Annotated in this window: 14 protein-coding genes; 7 read left to right on the plus strand and 7 right to left on the minus strand. The window is 72.1% G+C overall.

Translation table 11 applies throughout. The features are described 5' to 3' along the window. Nucleotides 1-241: 241 nt before the first annotated feature. The 3 genes from AB0F38_RS05880 to AB0F38_RS05890 form a co-directional block, all read right to left on the minus strand. The gene (locus tag AB0F38_RS05880) at nucleotides 242-1,318 is read right to left on the minus strand and encodes a HAMP domain-containing sensor histidine kinase (protein WP_361887255.1); all 1,077 of its coding nucleotides are present in this window, start codon (nucleotides 1,316-1,318) and stop codon (nucleotides 242-244) included. Then, nucleotides 1,315-2,052 (minus strand): response regulator transcription factor, encoded by a 738-nt coding sequence (locus tag AB0F38_RS05885; protein ID WP_030079431.1) that lies wholly within the window; start codon nucleotides 2,050-2,052, stop codon nucleotides 1,315-1,317. Before AB0F38_RS05885 ends, AB0F38_RS05880 begins: the two co-directional genes overlap by 4 nt. Before the next feature lie 231 nt (nucleotides 2,053-2,283). Beyond that, a complete protein-coding gene (locus AB0F38_RS05890; protein WP_361887258.1) occupies nucleotides 2,284-2,967 on the minus strand; it encodes a spermidine synthase in 684 nt (227 codons plus the stop codon). Nucleotides 2,968-3,298: 331 nt separating this feature from the next. Between AB0F38_RS05890 and lon the strand changes: the two genes are divergently transcribed. Continuing rightward, complete coding sequence (gene lon / locus AB0F38_RS05895) at nucleotides 3,299-5,734, plus strand: endopeptidase La (protein WP_361887260.1); 2,436 nt, start codon at nucleotides 3,299-3,301, stop codon at nucleotides 5,732-5,734. A 104-nt stretch (nucleotides 5,735-5,838) separates the two neighbouring features. Here the strand turns inward: lon and AB0F38_RS05900 are convergent, their stop codons facing one another. Then, nucleotides 5,839-6,603 (minus strand): polysaccharide deacetylase family protein, encoded by a 765-nt coding sequence (locus AB0F38_RS05900; protein WP_361887263.1) that lies wholly within the window; start codon nucleotides 6,601-6,603, stop codon nucleotides 5,839-5,841. A gap of 265 nt (nucleotides 6,604-6,868) precedes the next feature. On the opposite strand from AB0F38_RS05900, the gene AB0F38_RS05905 reads away from it, so the two are divergent. Continuing rightward, the gene (locus tag AB0F38_RS05905; RefSeq protein WP_361887266.1) at nucleotides 6,869-7,366 is read left to right on the plus strand and encodes a MarR family transcriptional regulator; all 498 of its coding nucleotides are present in this window, start codon (nucleotides 6,869-6,871) and stop codon (nucleotides 7,364-7,366) included. Nucleotides 7,367-7,789: 423 nt separating this feature from the next. Here the strand turns inward: AB0F38_RS05905 and AB0F38_RS05910 are convergent, their stop codons facing one another. Further along, nucleotides 7,790-8,575, minus strand: a complete 786-nt coding sequence (locus AB0F38_RS05910; protein ID WP_361887269.1) for a hypothetical protein — start codon at nucleotides 8,573-8,575, stop codon at nucleotides 7,790-7,792. A 365-nt stretch (nucleotides 8,576-8,940) separates the two neighbouring features. Here AB0F38_RS05910 and AB0F38_RS05915 point away from each other — a divergent pair, with 365 nt between their 5' ends. Genes AB0F38_RS05915 through AB0F38_RS05935 form a run of 5 tightly spaced genes read left to right on the plus strand, consistent with a single transcriptional unit; the run spans nucleotide 8,941 to nucleotide 14,651 of the window. Continuing rightward, nucleotides 8,941-11,850 carry a nitrate- and nitrite sensing domain-containing protein gene (locus AB0F38_RS05915; RefSeq protein ID WP_361887914.1) on the plus strand — a complete coding sequence of 970 codons (2,910 nt, stop codon included), beginning with the start codon at nucleotides 8,941-8,943 and terminating at the stop codon, nucleotides 11,848-11,850. After that, complete coding sequence (locus AB0F38_RS05920; protein WP_361887272.1) at nucleotides 11,847-12,329, plus strand: roadblock/LC7 domain-containing protein; 483 nt, start codon at nucleotides 11,847-11,849, stop codon at nucleotides 12,327-12,329. Before AB0F38_RS05915 ends, AB0F38_RS05920 begins: the two co-directional genes overlap by 4 nt. Further along, entirely contained in the window at nucleotides 12,326-12,739 is a 414-nt protein-coding gene (locus AB0F38_RS05925; protein ID WP_361887275.1) for a DUF742 domain-containing protein, read from the plus strand. The genes AB0F38_RS05920 and AB0F38_RS05925 overlap by 4 nt, the downstream gene beginning before the upstream one ends. Further along, a complete protein-coding gene (locus AB0F38_RS05930; protein WP_361887278.1) occupies nucleotides 12,720-13,370 on the plus strand; it encodes an ATP/GTP-binding protein in 651 nt (216 codons plus the stop codon). Before AB0F38_RS05925 ends, AB0F38_RS05930 begins: the two co-directional genes overlap by 20 nt. 39 nt (nucleotides 13,371-13,409) lie before the next feature. After that, entirely contained in the window at nucleotides 13,410-14,651 is a 1,242-nt protein-coding gene (locus tag AB0F38_RS05935; RefSeq protein WP_361887281.1) for a styrene monooxygenase/indole monooxygenase family protein, read from the plus strand. An 86-nt stretch (nucleotides 14,652-14,737) separates the two neighbouring features. On the opposite strand, the gene AB0F38_RS05940 is transcribed toward AB0F38_RS05935, so the two are convergent. Both AB0F38_RS05940 and AB0F38_RS05945 read right to left on the minus strand, forming a co-directional pair. Next, nucleotides 14,738-15,871, minus strand: a complete 1,134-nt coding sequence (locus AB0F38_RS05940) for a C40 family peptidase (protein WP_361887284.1) — start codon at nucleotides 15,869-15,871, stop codon at nucleotides 14,738-14,740. A gap of 162 nt (nucleotides 15,872-16,033) precedes the next feature. After that, nucleotides 16,034-18,649: a PQQ-binding-like beta-propeller repeat protein gene (locus AB0F38_RS05945; protein WP_361887287.1), complete on the minus strand. Its 2,616-nt coding sequence runs from the start codon at nucleotides 18,647-18,649 to the stop codon at nucleotides 16,034-16,036. Between the last annotated feature and the right edge of the window lie 76 nt (nucleotides 18,650-18,725).

The raw sequence follows: 18,725 nt of genomic DNA on the forward strand, positions 1-18,725 counted from the left end.
AGCGGAAATCAAGGCTACGCCTCCCCAGCCGTCACATGCAGGCCGGGCCGGTCTTCGTCGTGCACATCACATCGGAAACCGGGTTTCGGCGCATGAAATGGCGGGAAACAAGCGGGGTTCCGCTGCACTTCGGGTACGCGGGACCGGTGTTACGGCCCACCTGGACCGTATCGCTTTCCCGGTCGCGACGTAGAATGTGACCTTCCGTACGCACAGGGTGACGTTCGGTTCGAACGCCGAGTCAACCGTGCGAGCTCGGAGTCCCTGGGAGGGTGACTCGGATTCGGCAGCCTCGGGCTGATTCGGCCACACCGATATGACCGCCGTGCAGATCCACCGCCCAGCGGGCGATCGCCAGCCCCAGTCCCGTACCGCCGTCGCTGCCGGGGCCGTGCGGATACGGTGCCTGCCCGCGGTTGAAGCGCTCGAAGACCCGGTGGCGCTCCGCCTCCGGGATCCCGGGCCCCTCGTCGATGATCTCCAGTTCGAGCGACTCGGGACGGGCTCCGCGCCGCGCCAGTACCGTGACCCGTCCGTGCGGCGGGCTGTGCTTGACCGCGTTGTCGATGAGGTTGGCGACCACCTGGTGCAGCCGTTCCGCGTCGGCGTGCGCGGTCAGTTCGGGCGGCGACACGTCCAGGTGCAGATGGACGTCCGTACGGGAGTGGTTCCCGGAGCCCGACGAGAGCCGGCGCCGCGAGGCCGCGAGGTTGGCCTCCTTCAGCACGCCCGAGAGATACGGCCACACCTCGAAGCGGCGTGCCTTGAGCGTCACCACTCCGTTGTCCAGCCGGGAGAGGTCCAGCAGGGTCTCCACCAGCCTGCCCAGGCGTTCGGTCTGCTTCAGGGCCGTACGCATGGTCTCGGGATCGGCGGCGGACACCCCGTCCACCACGTTCTCCAGCACGGCTCTGAGCGCGGCGATGGGCGTGCGCAGCTCGTGGGAGACATTGGCCACCAGCTCCTTGCGGTGCCGGTCCTCCGCCTCCAGATCGTCCGCCATGCGGTTGATCGTCTGCGCGAGGTCGCCCAGCTCGTCGCGCCGCCCGGCGCCGCTCACACGTCTGGTGTAGTCGCCGTGCGAGATGGACCGGGCCACCGCCCGCATCTCGTCCAGCGGCGCGGTCAGCCCGTGCGCCACGAACTGGGTGATCAGCAGCGTGGCGATCACGGAGAAGACCGTGATGAACCGGAACTCGGTCCTGGTCCGCAGGGCGACGATCAGCAGTCCGGTCGTGATGAACACGGAGACCACGACGAGCGTTCCCAGCTTGGCCTTGATCGAGAAGGGCCGCAGTCCGGAGCCGGGCCGCGTCATGGCGCGGGTGTCTCCAGGGCGTAACCGACACCGTGGACCGTACGGATCCGCTCGGCGCCGATCTTCCTGCGCAGGGCCTTGATGTGGCTGTCGACCGTGCGGGTCCCGGAGGCGTCCGCCCAGTCCCAGACCTCGGCCAGCAGCTGCTCCCGGGAGAGCACCGCCCGGGGCGTGTTGGCCAGGCAGACCAGCAGGTCGAACTCGGTCGGCGTCAGGTGGACGTCCTCGGCGCGCACCCGGACCCGGCGCTGCGCGTGGTCGATCTCCAGCTCGCCGAGACGCAGGATGCCGCTGCGCGGGGTCACGGCGGCCAGCGCGGCCCGCTCCACCCGGCGCAGCAGGACGTGCACCCGCGCCGCCAGCTCGCGCATGGAGAACGGCTTGGTCATGTAGTCGTCGGCGCCGACCCCGAGCCCGACCAGCATGTCGGTCTCGTCGTCGCGCGCGGTGAGCATCAGCACCGGCACGGGGCGCTGGGCCTGGACGCGGCGGCAGACCTCGAGGCCGTCGAAGCCGGGAAGCATGATGTCGAGCACCATCAGGTCGGGCTGCCAGGCCTCGGCCGCGTCCACGGCGGCGGGACCGTCCAGCGCTGTCTGCACCAGAAAGCCCTCGGCGCGCAGCCGGGCGGAAATGGCGTCGACGATCGTCGCGTCGTCCTCTACCACCAGAACCCGGCGCTGAGCCCCGGGGGTGGCAGCGACGCCGTTGTGGGTGGTGTGTGTCTGTTCCATCGCCCCGCCCCTGCCCGTTCTCGCGGAGGCCATTCCCCCGGAGCGCGGTTATCGCTTGTGGATGTCGTCGGTGATCCCTTGTGCCGCTCAGCAGCGTAAAGGCAGAAGACGGCTCCCGGCTACGCAGGGTGTTGTCCGACGTGGGGGCGGAACCCCTCGGAGGAGGCGGATCGTCGGCCTTGTGCCACTTGGCCCGTGGTCCGGCGGCGACCGTGCGGACCGGGTGGGGGTTCAGCGGGCCCGCACTGCGAGATGGACCACGTCGGGCACACCTCGGGCAACCGCTACTTCTTCGGTCCGTACCGCGTGGAATCCGGCATTCCGCAGTGCTTCGCCGAAGGCCGCGGACGGCTGTGCGGACCATACGGCGAGGACTCCGCCGGGCGTCAGGCGCGCGTGGCAGGCCGCCAGACCGGCGGGTGAATAGAGGCTCCCGTTGTCCTCGGTGACGGTCCAGTCGGGCCCGTTGTCGATGTCCAGGCAGAGTGCGTCGTAACGCTCCGTGGCCGTTCTGAGGTGATCGACGAGGTCCGTACGGAGGATCCCGGTCCGCGGATCGGCGAGGGCGGCGGCGGAGATCCGGCCGAGCGGCCCCTCCAGGTGCCAGTCCACGATGGCCTGCTCCCGCTCGACGACGACGATCCGGCCCCAGCGCCGCTCCTCGGCCGCGCGGACGAGCGAGAATCCGACACCGAGCCCGCCGATGAGCAGGGCGGGGTCGGGCCGGCCGGGCGGCAGGGCGGCGAGCGCCGCGTCGATCAGCAGCCGCTCGGAGCGGCCGTCGGCGGTGTCCATCAGGAAACAGCCGTTGGCGATGATCTCGAAGTCGTCGCCGCGCTCCCGCAGGACGACCTCGCCGAACGGCCCTTCGCGCCGGTCGAGGGTCACGGGGCGGTGGGCATCTGCGGTGGGCATGGGCGGGTCTCCGGTCTCCGGCCGTCGGCGATCCTGATCCGGCCCATCCTGCCCGGACCCGGTCCGGCGGACCAGCGGATTCCCGCGGACTCACCCTCCGGACGCGGGCGTGCGGCACATCCTGACGGTGGCTCCGGGAATGGCGGTGCCCCGCAGGGTGCTGCCCTGGATGCGGGTGCGGCGGAGCGGTCCGGGCGGCGTCGTCCGGGGCCCGTCCCCCTGGCCGCCCCCGGGCATGGTGATCGCTCAGGGCGAACGCGGCGTGGGGAACATTCGGCGACTGACGAGCATTGAGTGCATGTAACTCAACTTGCCTGCCGAAGGGGAGATCATGACTGCTGAGTCCAATGCGTCCCAGGCGTTCACGCCGATCGACCTGCCCGTGCTGCCGCTCGACGACGAGGTCGTGCTGCCCGGAATGGTGGTGCCGCTCGACCTGTCGGATGCGGAGGTCCGTGCCGCCGTCGAGGCCGCGCAGGCCGTCGCACGGCCGGGGGGCGGCAAGCCCGAGGTGCTGCTCGTGCCGCGCATCGACGGCAGCTACACCGGGACGGGTGTCCTCGGCACCGTCGAACAGGTCGGCCGGCTCTCGGACGGCGACCCGGGTGCCCTCATCCGGGCCCGTGCCCGGGTGCGGATCGGCGCCGGCACCAGTGGTCCCGGGAACGCGCTGTGGGTCGAGGGCACCAGGATCGACGTGTCCGTGCCCGACCCCCTGCCCGGCTCCGCCGCCGAGCTCGCCAAGGAGTACAAGGCGCTCGCCACCAGCTGGCTGAAGAAGCGCGGTGCCTGGCAGGTCGTGGACCGGGTGCAGCAGATCGAGGACATCTCGGCGCTCGCCGACAATTCCGGGTACTCGCCCTTCCTCACCACCGCACAGAAGGTGCAGCTGCTGGAGACCGCGGACGCGGTGGCCCGCCTGAAACTCGCCGTCCAGTGGCTCGGCGAGCACCTCGCCGAACAGGACGTCGCCGAGTCCATCGCCAAGGACGTCCAGGAGGGTGTCGACAAGCAGCAGCGCGAATTCCTGCTGCGGCGCCAGCTCGACGCCGTGCGCAAGGAGCTCTCCGAGCTCAACGGCGAATCCGGTTCCGGGGACGAGTCCGACGACTACCGGGCACGCGTGGAGGCCGCCGATCTTCCGGGGAACGTCCGTGAGGCCGCCCTCAAGGAGGTCGAGAAGCTGGAGCGCGCCTCAGACCAGAGCCCCGAGGGGTCCTGGATCCGCACCTGGCTGGACACCGTCCTGGAACTGCCGTGGACCGAGCGGACCGAGGACGCGTACGACATCAAGGGCGCCCAGGAGATCCTCGACGCCGAGCACGCCGGCCTGCAGGACGTGAAGGAACGCATCACCGAGTACCTCGCGGTGCGCAAGCGCCGCTCCGACCGGGGCCTCGGCGTCGTCGGCGGACGGCGCGGCGGCGCGGTGCTGGCCCTCGTAGGCCCCCCCGGGGTCGGGAAGACCTCGCTGGGCGAGTCCGTCGCGCACGCCATGGGCCGCAAGTTCGTCCGGGTCGCGCTCGGCGGTGTCCGGGACGAGGCGGAGATCAGGGGACACCGGCGTACGTACGTCGGGGCGCTCCCCGGACGCATCGTCCGCGCCGTCAAGGAGGCCGGATCGATGAACCCGGTCGTCCTGCTCGACGAGATCGACAAGGTCGGCTCCGACTTCCGGGGCGACCCGGCGGCAGCCCTGCTCGAAGTGCTCGACCCGGCGCAGAACCACACCTTCCGCGACCACTACCTGGAGGTCGAACTCGACCTCAGCGACGTGGTGTTCCTGGCCACCGCCAACGTGCTCGAAGCCATCCCGGAGGCCCTGCTGGACCGCATGGAGCTCGTCAGGCTGGACGGCTACACGGAGGACGAGAAGGTCGTCATCGCCCGTGACCACCTGCTCCCGCGCCAGCTGGAGCGGGCCGGTCTGGAGCAGGACGAGGTGAGCCTCGACGAGTCGGCGCTGCGCAAGCTGGCCGGTGAGTACACGAGGGAGGCCGGCGTACGGAATCTGGAGCGGGCCGTCGCCCGGCTGCTCCGCAAGGTCGCGGCCCAGCACGAGCTGGGCGACCGTGAGCTCCCGTTCATGGTGACCGACGAGGACCTGCGGGACCTCATCGGACGCCCCCACCACGTTCCCGAGTCGGCGCAGGACCCGGCCGAGCGCCGTACCGCGGTGCCGGGCGTCGCCACCGGGCTCGCGGTGACCGGAGCGGGGGGCGACGTGCTGTTCGTCGAGGCGTCGCTGGCCGACCCGGAGACCGGGGCGTCCGGGCTGACCCTCACCGGCCAGCTCGGCGACGTGATGAAGGAGTCCGCCCAGATCGCGCTGAGCTTCCTGCGGTCGCACGGGGCGGAGCTGGAGCTGCCGGTCGCGGACCTGAAGGACCGTGGCGCGCACATCCACTTCCCGGCGGGCGCCGTTCCCAAGGACGGCCCGAGCGCCGGCATCACGATGACGACGGCACTGGCCTCGCTGCTCTCGGGGCGGCTCGTCCGTACGGACGTGGCGATGACCGGTGAGGTGTCGCTGACCGGACGCGTGCTGCCGATCGGCGGCCTGAAGCAGAAGCTGCTGGCAGCGCACCGGGCCGGCATCACCACCGTGGTGATCCCCAAGCGGAACGAGGCCGACCTGGACGACGTCCCGGCCGAGGTCCTCGACACCCTGGAGGTCCACCCGGTGACCGATGTCCGCCAGGTCCTGGAGATCGCCCTCACCCCGGCCACGGCGAGGGCCGAGGACAGGATCCCGGCCGCGGCGTAGGCGCCACGCGGTGACGGGCGCGGCACCACGGACACGGCCGGTACGGACGGCCCGTTCCTCCCGCGAGGGAGGGGCGGGCCGTTCCGCGTGTCCGGCAGGGCGGGTCACGGCCGGTAGACGGTGCCCGGCTCCGGCTCGGCGGGCGCCATGAGCTGAGGGACGGTCACGAAGGTGTAGCCGCGGTCCTTCAGTGTGTCGACGATGCCCGGCACCGCGGGGACGGTGCCCTTGTAGATGTCGTGCAGCAGGATGATCCCGTCCCTGCCCGCCTGGTCGAGTATTCGCTTCCTTATCAGCGCGGAGTCGTTCGTGGAGTAGTCCTTGGCGGTCGCGCTCCACAGGACCTGCGACAGGCCGAGCTCCTTGCTGATCCTGGAGACGGTGTCGTCGGTACGGCCCTGTGGCGGACGCATCAGCCGCGGCTTCTTCCCGGTGATCTCCTCGATCGCGAGCTGGGTCCTCTCCAGCTCGGCGCGTATTGCGTCGGGCTTCAGCTCCGTCAGGATCGCGTGTGTCCAGGTGTGGTTGGCGACCTCGTGTCCCTCGGCCGCGATGCGACGCACGGTGCCGGGGTGTTTCAGGACGTGGTTCCTGCCCAGCAGGAAGAACGTCGCCGGCACCTTCTTCTCCTTGAGGACGTCCAGGAGGTGCGGGGTGTCCTCCGCCGGGCCCGCGTCGAAGGTCAGCGCGATGCACTTGGCCTCGCGGCAGTCGACCCGGCCGAACGCCCCCCTGGCGTCGGAGGCGGCGCCGCCGCGCGCTGTCGCGGGGGCCGTCGTGGCCACGGAGCAGCCGCTCAGCGTCAGCGTGAGCGCGGTCACAAGCGTCGCGGCCAACCCCGTACCGAAGCGCGTCGTCTTTCTGGGCACAGCAGGTCACTCCCCATCGCCGGGCCGCACACCGGCGGTGCGGGACGGTGTGACTATACATAGTGTGTATACGCCGAGTGCATAGTGGGCCCGGAGGCGGCGGGGCGTCCCGATGGCCCGGGGCTCCACGCCGGCGCTCGGCCGTACGGCGGGGGCGGTCAGCCACCTGGGAGGGTCCGGCCCCGTCGGAGGTGTACTCCTGCGAAATACTGGCTCAGCTGCGGCGATGGCCGGAGCCGAGAGGCCTTCATCGGCAGGAAAGCGTATGAGGAGTGCTGACGTGCACGGGAGCGGAACCGGGAGTGAACCCGCTCCGGCGGCCGGGAGTGGTGTGGACCATGAATTCCTCGCGCTGGAGCGCGAATTGGCGGTCTTCCTGCGCCGGGCGCGCGCCAGCTCGGGGGAGATGGCGCGTGAGGTCCACCCGGATCTGGAGTCCGCGGCCTACGGCCTCCTCGTACGGCTGGAGTCGGCAGGGCGGCAGCGCGCCACGGATCTCGCCGCCTACTTCGGCGTCGGCAAGGCGACCATGAGCCGCCAGCTCCGCGCCCTGGAGGTCCTCGGCCTGGTGGCGCGCGAGAACGATCCGGCCGACGGCCGGGCCTCGCTCGTCCACCTCACCGACGAGGGCCTCGCGCGGTTCCGCAGCGTCCGGGACGCCCGCCGCGGCCGTTACGCCCGCAAGCTGGCGGACTGGGACCGGGCCGAGGTCGCGGAGCTGGCGAGACTGCTGCACCACCTGAACGAACGCGCGGAGGACTGAGCCGGACGGCAGGGGCGGGGGCCGGCGGCGCCGGCCCGGGCTCCCTGCTCGTACACGAGCGGAAGCCGCATGGCGGGACGGCGGTGGCGCCCACCCCCGGCCGGCGGCGCTCGGAGATGATGCTCGTCCCGTTCGGTGTCACCGAGGACGACCGACGCGACGCGCTGAGGCGGCGCCCCCCTTCACACATGTCGGAGAGCCCGTGGTGCGTCGGACGCGCGGTCGGTCGCCGTCCCGTGGGCAGCCCGCACAGCGACTACGGTTTCACCGGCCGCGACGGCTCGCGTCACCTGGACGGCCGACAACGCCGGCCGGCCGGCGGAGACGGCCGGGTATCGGTGACGGGCACCGCTCACGGGCCGGGCGCCGGCAGCAGTCCACGCCGGCCCCGGACCGGAGCTCGACGAGGACCGCTGTCACGTCCTAGAGCTCGACGAGGACCGCTGTCGCGTCGTCATGTGTCTTGCCCCGGCGCGGATACCCGCGGTCCGCGTCGGCCCGTTCCAGCTCCCTGACGCGCTCGATCAGCCCCTGTGGCCCCGCCTCGCGCAACAGTCCCAGGGCGGCCGTCCAGTCGCCCTCCCGGAACGTCTCCGTCCAGCGGCTCGCCCCGTCGGTCAGCGCCGCGAGCGCCCTGACCTCCGTGCGCGGAGTGCTGCCCGTCACCGCGCGTGACGCCACCCGGGGGTCGGCGGCGGCCGTGAAGAAGCCGCCCTCCTTGTTCCGTACACGGGCGTCCGCGACGGCCTCGGAGGCGAGAGAGCCGGGTGGCAGCCGGTCGATGCGGTCGTCGACCACCGGCAGGACCGCTCCGTCGGGGGCTTCGAGAAGCAGCACCGAGTCGGAGAGCACCAGGTGCTCGACCGCCTGTTCGTCCCACCGTGCCAGGACCACGGTCGCCTGGGGCGTACGCACGTGAGAAAGGTCACACGTCGAGCGATGGATGTCGGCGGTGCGCCCGATGGCCTCCGCGAGGACTTCCGTCAGTGTCAGATCCTGGCGCGAAGCGGACAGTTCGACCAGTGACCCACCCAGTCGCGCGGTGAACCAGGGCACCGGGTGCACACACCCGTCGTCGCCCTTCGGCGGGGTGACACCGTCGAGCAGGACGAGCACACCGCCCTGGCCGGCCGCGGGAACGGCGGTCGACGCCCAGTCCTCGTTGGGGCGTTGAGGACTGCCCGGCTCGGTGGCGAGTGCGATGCGCATCCGGCCAGTCTGCACGATCGCTTCACGGGCCCTCCACGATCCGGCCGTTGGCCCGAACCGGCAGGTCAGCGAGGCCCTTGCCGATGGAGGGAAGATCTTTGCGCATATGCGGGCGGGCATCTTCCCAAAGCCTGGGCGGAAGTTCCACCCGGTGGTCCGGGCATGACAGGGGGAACCTGTGGGGAAACTTGTTCGCCAACTCCGGAGTGATGTTCACTCCTTCGAGTGGCGGAGCGGTTGATGCGCGCCCCCCTCTCAAAAGCGCTGGAATGGTCAGAAGCCGTACCAGAGAAGGGGGGCGCCTTTTCACATGACCGTGCGTCACCTCTGCTTCAAGGGTGGACGAGTCAAGATTGCGAGCACCGGTGCAGAAGAAGCGGCCTCGGAGCAAGGACAGCACGCGTGAAGGGGCCGGGGACATGCCTCCGGCAGCGGGTGCCGGCAAGCGGACCGTACGGGTGCGCAGCCGGCTCGTCGCGGGTGTCGCCGTTGTGGGGATCACCGTCATCGCCGCGGGAGCCCCGGCGGCCCTCGGCGCCTCCTCCGACCTCAACGAGTCCCAGCGGCTGGTCACGCTCGCCGAGCTGAACCAGCAGGCGATCACCCTCGCGCACTCCCTCGCGGACGAGCGCGACTCCGTCACCGCCCACATCGCGGCCGGCCGCGACGCCAAGGGCGGTAAGGACGGAGAAGGAGATCCCACCGCCCGCGTGGACCAGCAGGTGGACGAGATCCGGGAGGCCGCCCCTGCCGCGCTGCGCCGTGACCTCTCCACCATCCCCTCGCTGCGCCGTACCGCCCTCACCGGCAAGGGCACGGCGATGGAGGCCCACCAGGCGTACTCGGAGGTCATCGCCAAGCTCCACGGCCTCGCGGACGAGCTCGCCGAGAAGACCCCGCCGCGGGCCGCCGACGCCACTCGCGCCCCGCTCGCCCTCGGCGGCGCCGTCGAGCAGGCGTCCGCCACCCGGGGCCTGCTCCTGGCCGCACTCGCCGTGCCCGGCGCGGGGTCCGCCGAGCCGCAGATCGACCCGCTCACCGGTCTGCCCGTCCAGAACCCGGACGAGGGCAGCGGCGAGGACGACCGCAACCGCGACGAGCTGAGCGCCGCCGCCCAGCAGGCCCGGGTGCGGGAACTGGCCTCGCTCGCCGAATTCGACCAGGCCGCCGGGCCCACCGCCCGCGACAAGCTCGCCTCCACGGTCACCGGCCCCGAGGTCAACAGCGCGGAGAAGTACCTCACCCGGCTCACCGACCGTCCCGAGCTCTCCGAAACGGACCGCGCCTCCGACCCCGAGAAGGTGAGCGCGGCACTCTCCGCCCGTATCGACCGGATGCGGAGCGTCGAGTCGGCCCTGGGCACCGCCCAGATCAAGCGTCTGCAGCAGCTGCGCGACGACGACGTCACCGCGCTCGAACTCCGGCTCGCGCTGCTCGGTGGCTGTCTGCTGATCGCCGTCGGTGTCTCCACCGCCGTGGCCCGCACGCTCACCCAGCCCCTCGCCGTCCTGCGGATCGGTGCCGGCCGGATCGCCGCCGAACCGGAGACCGCCGAACCGGTCCGCTACACCGGACGCAACGACGAGTTCGCCCAGGTCGTCCGGTCCATCAACGCCCTGCACGGCAAGCTGCACGCACTGCACCAGCAGGTGACCGGCCGCTCCGAGAGCCTGCGGACCGAGCGGGCCGAGCTGGTCGCGGGCCACGAGACCCTCACGCTCCAGCGCGACGAACTCCGCACCCAGGTCGCCGAGCTGACCAAGCAGCTCGAACAGCTGCGGAACACGGTCCACCACACCTTCGTCAACCTCTCCCTGCGGACCCTCGGTCTCGTCGAGCGCCAGCTCGGGGTCATCGAGGGCCTGGAGGAGCGTGAGCAGGACCCGGAGCGCCTCGCGACGCTCTTCAAGCTGGACCACATGGCCACCGTCATGCGGCGCCACAGCGAGAACATGCTGGTCCTCGCGGGAACCGAGCACGGCCACGGACACGCGGGGCCGATCCCGCTGGTCGACGTGCTGCGCGCCGCGGTCAGCGAGATCGAGCGGTACGAGCGCGTCACCATCCGGTCCCTGCCGCCGCACGCCCAGGTCGCGGGCTTCGCCGCCGACGACCTGAGCCACCTGGTCGCCGAACTCCTGGAGAACGCGACGGCCTTCTCACCGCCCGACTCCCATGTCGAGCTCTCCGGCTGGCTGCTGGAGACCGGTGAGGTGATGCTCTCCGTGCAGGACGAGGGCATCGGCATGTCGGCGGTCCGGATGGGTGAGCTCAATGCCAGGCTGGCGGACCCGGCGTCCTTCGAGGCGGGTGAACAGGCGGCGGACGGGGCAGGACTCGGACTTCAGGTGACCTCGCTGCTGGCCGCCCGCCACGGCGTCCAGGTGCAGTTGCGCGAGCAGAAGGGGAGCGGGGTGGCCGCGGTCGTCGTCCTTCCCGGTGCCCTGCTGCCGAAGGCTCCGCCGACGGCGTCCCCGCCGCCCGTACAACTGCCCGGGGAGGCGCCCACGCTGAACCTGCCGGGTTCGGTGGCCGAGGCCAACTCCAACGCACTGCCGGCACGTCCGCCCGGTGCCGACGCCGACCCGCTGATCGCGGCGGCCGAACGGACGCTCAGCGAGGCGGGTGCGGACCCGGCACCCGCCGCCGAGCCCGTACCCGCCGAGCCGGACGCCGAGGAACCGGCCGCGGAGGAGCCCGACGCCGGGGAACCGGCCGCGGAGGAGCCCGCCGCGGCGGAGACCGCGCACGAGACCGCCGCCCCCGCCGTGTCCGAGGCCGAGACCACGATGCAGGTCCGGCTGCCCAGGCCGCAGGACGCGCCGGGCCCGTACACGATCGGGCCCGACCGCCACGAGCGCGCCGCCGACGCGAGTCCCCCCGCCCCGGCCCCGTCGCCCGTCGCCGACGCCCTGCCCGGCCCTCGGCAGCCCCTCACCGAGCCCGTGACGGCGACGCCCCCGGTGGGCCTGGGCGAGGAGGTGCCCGATCCGGCCCCCGTGCCGGAGCGCCTCACCGACAAGGGGCTGCCCAAGCGCACCCCCAAGACCGTCGCCCCCGCCGCCGCGCCGGCCACCGAGCGCAAGGGTGGTCTGGACAAGGACGCCCTGCGCCGCAAGCTCGGCGGTTTCCACCAGGGCGCGAAGAACGGCCGGCGCGATGTCGAGGCCGAGATCGCGGAGGGCGCACCCCAGACCGACAACACTGAGCTGACCGGCCGGACCGATGGTCGCATCGATGAGACGGGGGACACAGTCGAGGAGGCACGCAGTTGACTGCGCCGAGCACGTTGGGGCTGAGTACCGAGGCCCGGAATCTTCACTGGTTGCTGAGCAATCTGGTGGAGGAGGTGCCAGGGGTCCACTCCGTCACCGTCGTCTCGTCCGACGGGCTGATGCTGCTCTCCTCCGACCCAGGTCTCGCGGTCGCCGAGGAGGCCGGACGGCAGCAGGACGGCCCCAAGGGCTCCAGCGCCGACCTCGCCACCATCGTCTCCGGTATCGGCTCCCTCACGATCGGCGCCGCGAAGCTGATGGACGGCGGCGGCGTCAAGCAGACGATGGTCGCCATGGACGAGGGCAGTGTCTTCGTCATGTCGATCAGTGACGGTTCGCTGCTCGGCGTGCACGCCACCCCCGACTGCGACATGAGCGTCGTCGCCTACCACATGGCGCTCTTCGTCGGCCGCGCCGGACACGTACTCACCCCCGAACTCCGCAGTGAACTGCGCAAATCGATGGAGAGCGCCCAGTGACCTCTGCTGCTGAACCCGTACGCAAGCTCCCCGTCCGGGGTTCCGACCGCAAGATCGCACGGGTCCGCCCGTACTCCCTCACCGGTGGCCGTACCCGCTTCGGCCACGTCCTGCTCGTCGAGACGTTCGTCGCCGCGCTGGAGGCCCCCGAGGAGCGCCGCGAGCTCACGAACGGCAACCTCGCCTCCCGCGTCATGCCGGAGCTCCGCGCCATTGTCGAACTCTGCCGTCGTATGCGTACGGTGGCGGAGATCTCGGCCCTGCTCAAGATGCCGCTCGGTGTGGTCCGGGTGCTGCTCAGCGACTTGGCCGACCAGGGAAAGATCCGCGTGTACGGAACCGGTCACGGCACCGGCCAGCCCGACCGCGCACTGCTCGAAAGGGTGCTCAATGGACTCCGCCGTCTCTGAGGCGCCGCTCTTCGCCCCGCGTCAGCCGGGGCCGCAGGACCAGACCGACGACTCGGTGCAGTCCTGGCAGCTCGACCACACCCGTGCGCCGATCGCGACCAAGATCGTGGTCGCGGGCGGCTTCGGCGTCGGCAAGACGACGTTCGTCGGCTCGGTCTCCGAGATAACCCCGCTGCAGACCGAAGCGCTGATGACGCAGGCGAGCGAGGAGACCGACGACCTCAGCGCGACGCCCGACAAGGTCACCACGACCGTTGCGATGGACTTCGGCCGTCTCACGCTCGACGACGACCTCGTCCTGTACGTCTTCGGCACCCCCGGCCAGCAGCGCTTCTGGTTCATGTGGGACGACCTGGTGCGCGGCGCGATCGGCGCGGTCGTCCTCGCCGATACCCGGCGCCTCGCCGACTGCTTCCCGGCCCTCGACTACTTCGAGAGCTGCGGGCTCCCGTACATCGTCGCCGTCAACCACTTCGAGGGAACACCCGGTTACGAGGAGCAGGACGTCAGGGAGGCCCTGACCGTACCGCCGCACGTGCCTGTCGTGATCATGGATGCGCGTCAGAGGATCACGGTCGTCGAGTCGCTGCTCGCCCTGGTGGGGCACGCGCTCGACGTCTCGCCCGCGTAGGCGTCACACGCACCCACGCACACACAACGGAGAACCGCGATGCGGAAGATACTCATAGTCGGGGCCGGCCAGTCCGGTCTCCAGCTCGCCCTCGGACTGCAGTCCCACGGGTACGACGTCACCCTCATGTCCAACCGCACGGCGGACGAGATCCGGTCCGGCCGGGTCATGTCGACGCAGTGCATGTTCCACACGGCCCTCCAGCACGAGCGCGACCTCCAGCTCAACTTCTGGGAGTCGCAGGCCCCGCGCATCGAGGGACTCGGCGTCTCGGTCGCCGCCCCCGACTCCTCGCGGGCCGTCGACTGGGTGGGCAGGCTCGACGGCCACGCGCAGTCCGTCGACCAGCGCGTGAAGATGGCCGGCTGGATGGAGACCTTCGCGCAGCGTGGCGGCCAGCTCGTCATCCACGGCGCGGCCGTATCCGACCTGGACTACTTCTCCCGCACCTACGACCTGGTCATGGTCTCGGCCGGCAAGGGTGAGCTCGTCTCCATGTTCGGCCGGGACGCCTCCCGTTCGCCGTACGACACCCCGCAGCGCGCCCTTGCCGTCGCGTACGTCCACGGCATGGGCCCGCGCCCCGAGCACCCGGACTTCGACGCGGTCCGCTGCAACCTGGTCCCCGGGGTCGGCGAGCTCTTCGTGATGCCGACCCTGACGACGTCGGGCCGTGCGGACATCCTGTTCTGGGAGGGTGTGCCCGGCGGCCCGCTCGACGCCTTCCAGGGCATCAAGGACCCCTCGGAGCACCTGGCCAGGACGCTGGAGCTCATGGAGCGGTTCACTCCGTGGGAGTACGCGCGCGCCACCGGGGTCGAACTGACCGATGCCAACGCCACCCTGGCGGGCCGTTACGCCCCGACGGTGCGCCGCCCGGTCGGCCGGCTGCCCGGCGGCGGCCTGGTCCTGGGAGTCGGGGACGTGGTCGTCGCCAACGACCCGATCACCGGTCAGGGCTCCAACACCGCCTCCAAGTGCGCGCACTCCTACCTGCACTCGATTCTCGAGCACGGCGACCGCGCGTTCGACGAGGAGTGGATGGAGGCCACCTTCGAGCGGCACTGGGAGAACACCCAGCATGTCGTGAAGTGGACGAACGCGATGCTCGGTCCGCCGCCGGAGCACGTCCTGAACCTCATCGGCGCGGCCGGTCAGCTCCAGCCCGCCGCCGACCGGTTCGCCAACGGCTTCAACAACCCGGCGGACTTCGAGAACTTCTTCTTCGATCCCGAGAAGACGAACACGTACCTCGCCGGGATCTCCGGCGCGCGGGCCTGAGACCCGGGCACACGGCAACCGGACCGCCGGGCCCGTCACGAGGGCGCGGCGGCCCGGTCCCCAGGGCCTGATCCAGGCGGAAGACCTCACGACTCCGGGGAGTCGTACCCCGTGTCCGATCCGGAGGACGCGCCCTTCGGCAGCTCGGGGAGCGTGTAGGAGGAGAGCGGTTCACCGTCCGGGTCGGGACGGACCGCGCCCAGCAGCGGGTTGGACGCCACGGGCGAGACCTTCACCGCGGCTCCGGGCCTGGGTGCCTGCACCACCAGGCCGTTGCCGATGTAGAGCGCCACATGGGTCGCTTTCGGGAAATAGACCACCAGGTCACCGGGGCGCAGCGACGCGACCGGCACCTTCGGCAGCTGCCGCCACTGTTCCTGCGAGGTCCGAGGAATGGTCAGCCCCGCGGTGGACCATGCCTGGGAGGTGAGCCCGGAGCAGTCGTACGCGTCCGGGCCCTCCGCTCCCCAGACGTACGGCTTGCCGATCTGCTCGATGGCGTACCGGACCGCCTCGCTGCCCGGCCCGGTCGGCGGCCGGGCCGAACTCAGCGCCCCCGAGGCGACCAGCTCGTCCTGAGCCGCGTCGGTGTTCCGCTGCTCCAGCTCCGACAGCGCCGCGAGCTTCTCCGGGGGGAGCGAGGCCAGCAGTGCCTCGACCTCCTTGAGCCGGGACCGGGCGGTGTCGAGGTGCTTCTTCTGCCGGGCGACCAGCTTCCGCTGCCGGTCGAGCACCGCACGGGACCTGGCCGCCAGCGTGTCCGCGTGCTTCTCGGCGCCGGTGAGCCGGTCGACCGTGGCGAGCCTGCCCGCCTGGACGCGTTCGATCACATGGCTCTGCTCCAGGGCGTGCTGGGGGTCGGGGGACAGCAGCAGCCGCAGGTACACCGAGAAGTCGGTGTGCCCCTGGTACTGGGCACGGGCCAGGCGGCCCGCGTCCTGGCGGCTGCGGTCCAGGGCCGCGCGGGCCCTGGTGAGCCGGGTGTCGAGCTTCCTGGCACGGGCGGACTGCTTCTTCAGCTCCTCCGCGGCGCCGGTCCAGAGCTCGCCGGCCTCCTCGGCCTCCCGGTAGAGCGTCTGCAGCCGCGTCAGCATGCCGGCGATGTCCTGCGGGGCGGCGGGCGCGCGGTCCGGACCGGCCGGCTCCGCGGTGGCGGGGGAGACGGCGACGACCGCCGCCAGCGCCGCCGTACAGAGGGTACGCGCGACTCTGCCTGACACGACAACACCTCCGGTGACAGGGATGGTGCCGATAAATCGGACTACCCCACAAATGCTCGGATTTTGTCCATCCGGTCACTCGGTGTCAGGTGATGCAAGGACCGTCCGGCGTGGCGCCCCGGGCACCCTCCGAACGGCGGACGGCCGCACGGCCGCCCCGCGTCACTCCACAGGGAACGCGTAGAAGGCCCGGTCACGCTGGACGACCGCCGTCCTCCCGGCGGCCAGCACCCGGTACGGCACACCGACCGCGGCGCCCTTCGGGTCCTGCACGCCGATGTCCTGGAACTTCCACAGCCGCCGCCCGTCGGCCGCCGCGAACGCGGTCACCTGTGTGGCGTCCGCGGCGAGCAGGGTCTTCCCGCCGCCACTGAGGGTGAGGGCGGGCGCGTTGCCGCCGAGCGGTACCTCCGTGGACCGCCGCCAGATCACCCTGCCGGTGGCCCGTTCCACCGCGCCGACCTCCTGGTTGCGGTTCGTCGTGTGGAGCAGTTCCCCGGCCGGCACCGGTGTGCCGAACACGGACGCGGAGGTGCCGTTCAGTGTCCACGCCGGCTTCCCGGTGCCCGTCTCGAAGGCCTGCAGATCGTCGCCCACCGCTCCGTACAGCCGGCCCTCCTCATCACCGATCGCGGCCCCGCCCGGAGCGACCGCGCCGAACCGACGGTTCCACAGCAGCTTGCCGGTGGTGCGGTCGAAGCAGCGGAAGAAGGCCTTCCCCTTGCCGGCCGCGACGTCGGCGGGGGTGAGCGTCGTGGCGTCCTGGCGTACGACGATGTCGGCTTCCCGGACGGCCGTGAGCCGGTAGGCGGGGGTGCCGGGGGTCCGGCCCGCGGGGACGGCGACGCGCCACAGCTCCTCGCGCCGCACGAGGTCGTACGCGAAGAAGTAGGCCTTGGCGACCGACCTGTCCTTGCCGGGCTTCCTGCCCTTCTTCGGCTTCGGCGCCTTCACGGTGACGGTGTGGGAGCCGGTGAACCAGACGACGGATCCGGACCTGCCGGTGAGCGTGGCCACCTTCATGTCCGGTACACCGGTGAACTGGTCCGCGTACCGGACCCGGTGCTTGACCGTCCCCTCCCCGGGCGACAGCCACAGGAACTCGGTGGGGCTCGCCAGGAAGCACAGGCCGTCCCCGGCGGGCAGCACGGCCTGGGCGCCGGCGGCGTCCGCGCACTGCCAGACCTGACGACCGGTCCGCAGGTCGACACCGGTGGCCCCGGCCGCGGTGGTCAGCACCAGCAGCGTGTCCTGCCATACCCCGGAGGTGAGCGGGGCGGGCTCGTCGGCCGGGTGTGTGTACATCCACCGCGGCTCCGGTGCCCGGCCCGGGACGACCGTCCGGGGCTTGGGCGCGGACTTGTCGTCGGAGGCGGGGGCGGAGTCGTCGGACCCGAGGGCGAACACGGCGCCCCCGCCGACGACCAGTCCGGCGGCCCCCGCGGCGGCGGCGACGAGCAGGGCCCGCCGGCCGGGAGCGGGAGTGGCTGGGGGAGCGGGCGCGGGGGGCCCGGCCGGTGCCGGGGACGGTGCGGGCAGGGAGAGCGCGGCGGGGGCGGCCGGGTGCGCGTAGGAGGGGTGCGGCTGTGCGGGCGCTGCCGGCGGCCCGGGCATGGGGGGCCGCGGAGGCAGGGCAGCGGCCGGCCCGCGGGGGACGGAGAGCTGGGTCGTCGCCAGGTCGGTTGGCGGGGTGCGCGGTCCGGTGCGCAGGAAACGGGTGGTGCCGGTGTCCGCGCCGGTGTCCCCGCCGGCGGGGGCGGAGGGACCTTCCTGGCCCGTCTGCTCCTGCGCGCGGGACGGGTCCGGCCGGGCGTCCTGCGGCCCCGCCCCGGCCACGTCGGCCGACGGGCCGGCCGCCGCTCCCGCGTCTGGGTCCTCGTCCACCGGTGCTCTGAGCGCCCGTGCCCCTGCCGCCTGGTCCGCGACCGCCGCCGCCAGGGCGTCCGGGAGCCAGCCGCCCCTGGCGAGGCCCGCGGCGCCTTCCAGAGCCAGCTCGGCCGCGACCGATCCCGCACTCGGCCGGTCGGCCGGATCCTTCGCCAGGCATCCCGCGATCAGCGCACGCAACTCGGCGGGCACGGAGTCGAGTTCGGCCGAGGCGTGCGCGATGCGCTCGGCCGCCTGGTCCACCGGGCCGTCCGCGAGCGGGGTCGTCCCGGTCGCCGCGTACGCCAGCAGCAGTCCCAGGACGAAGAGATCGGAGGCGGGACCCACGTCCTGGCCCTCGACCTGTTCGGGCGTCAGATAGCCCAGCCGCACGGACAGCTGTCCGCCCGCCCTGGCCTCGGCGGAGGCGGCGGCGCCCAGCGGTCCGAACGCCGTCAGCCGTGGGCCGTCCTCGGCCAGCAGCACCGTCCCCGGTGCCAGCCCCTGGAGCACCGCCCCGGTGGCGTGCACCCGGGAGAGGGTCTCGGCGAGGCCCGCGCCCAGTATCCGCACGGCCCGCTCGGGCAGCGGACCGGCGAGGGCGATCGCCTCGGCCAGTGTCAGGGCGGGCACATAGGCCGCCGCCGTCCACACGTCACCGTCGTCCGGCGTGGCGAGCGGCGGCTGCACCCAGCGCCCGGACAGCCGCTCGGCCATCTGGGCCTCGGCCCGGAAACGCCGCCGGAAAGCGGGCACGGCGGCGAGGGCGGGCCGCGCGGCCGTCACCACGACGAGGTCGTCCCCGTCCGGGCCTCCGGCCAGGTACTGCACCGCGCTCGCGGTCCCACGGAAGCGTGCCAGCACGGTGTACGGGCCGAAGTGGCGTGGATCGTCCTGACGCAGCGCCTCCATGGCGCACCCCCCTTGTGACCGTGCCCTGGGCACCTGACCGCCGATCCTAGAGGGTGCGGCGCGTCACGAGGGCACG

The organism is Streptomyces sp. NPDC025273, from assembly GCF_040638585.1.
In the GTDB taxonomy this organism is placed as follows: Bacteria; Actinomycetota; Actinomycetes; order Streptomycetales; family Streptomycetaceae; genus Streptomyces; species Streptomyces cinereorectus.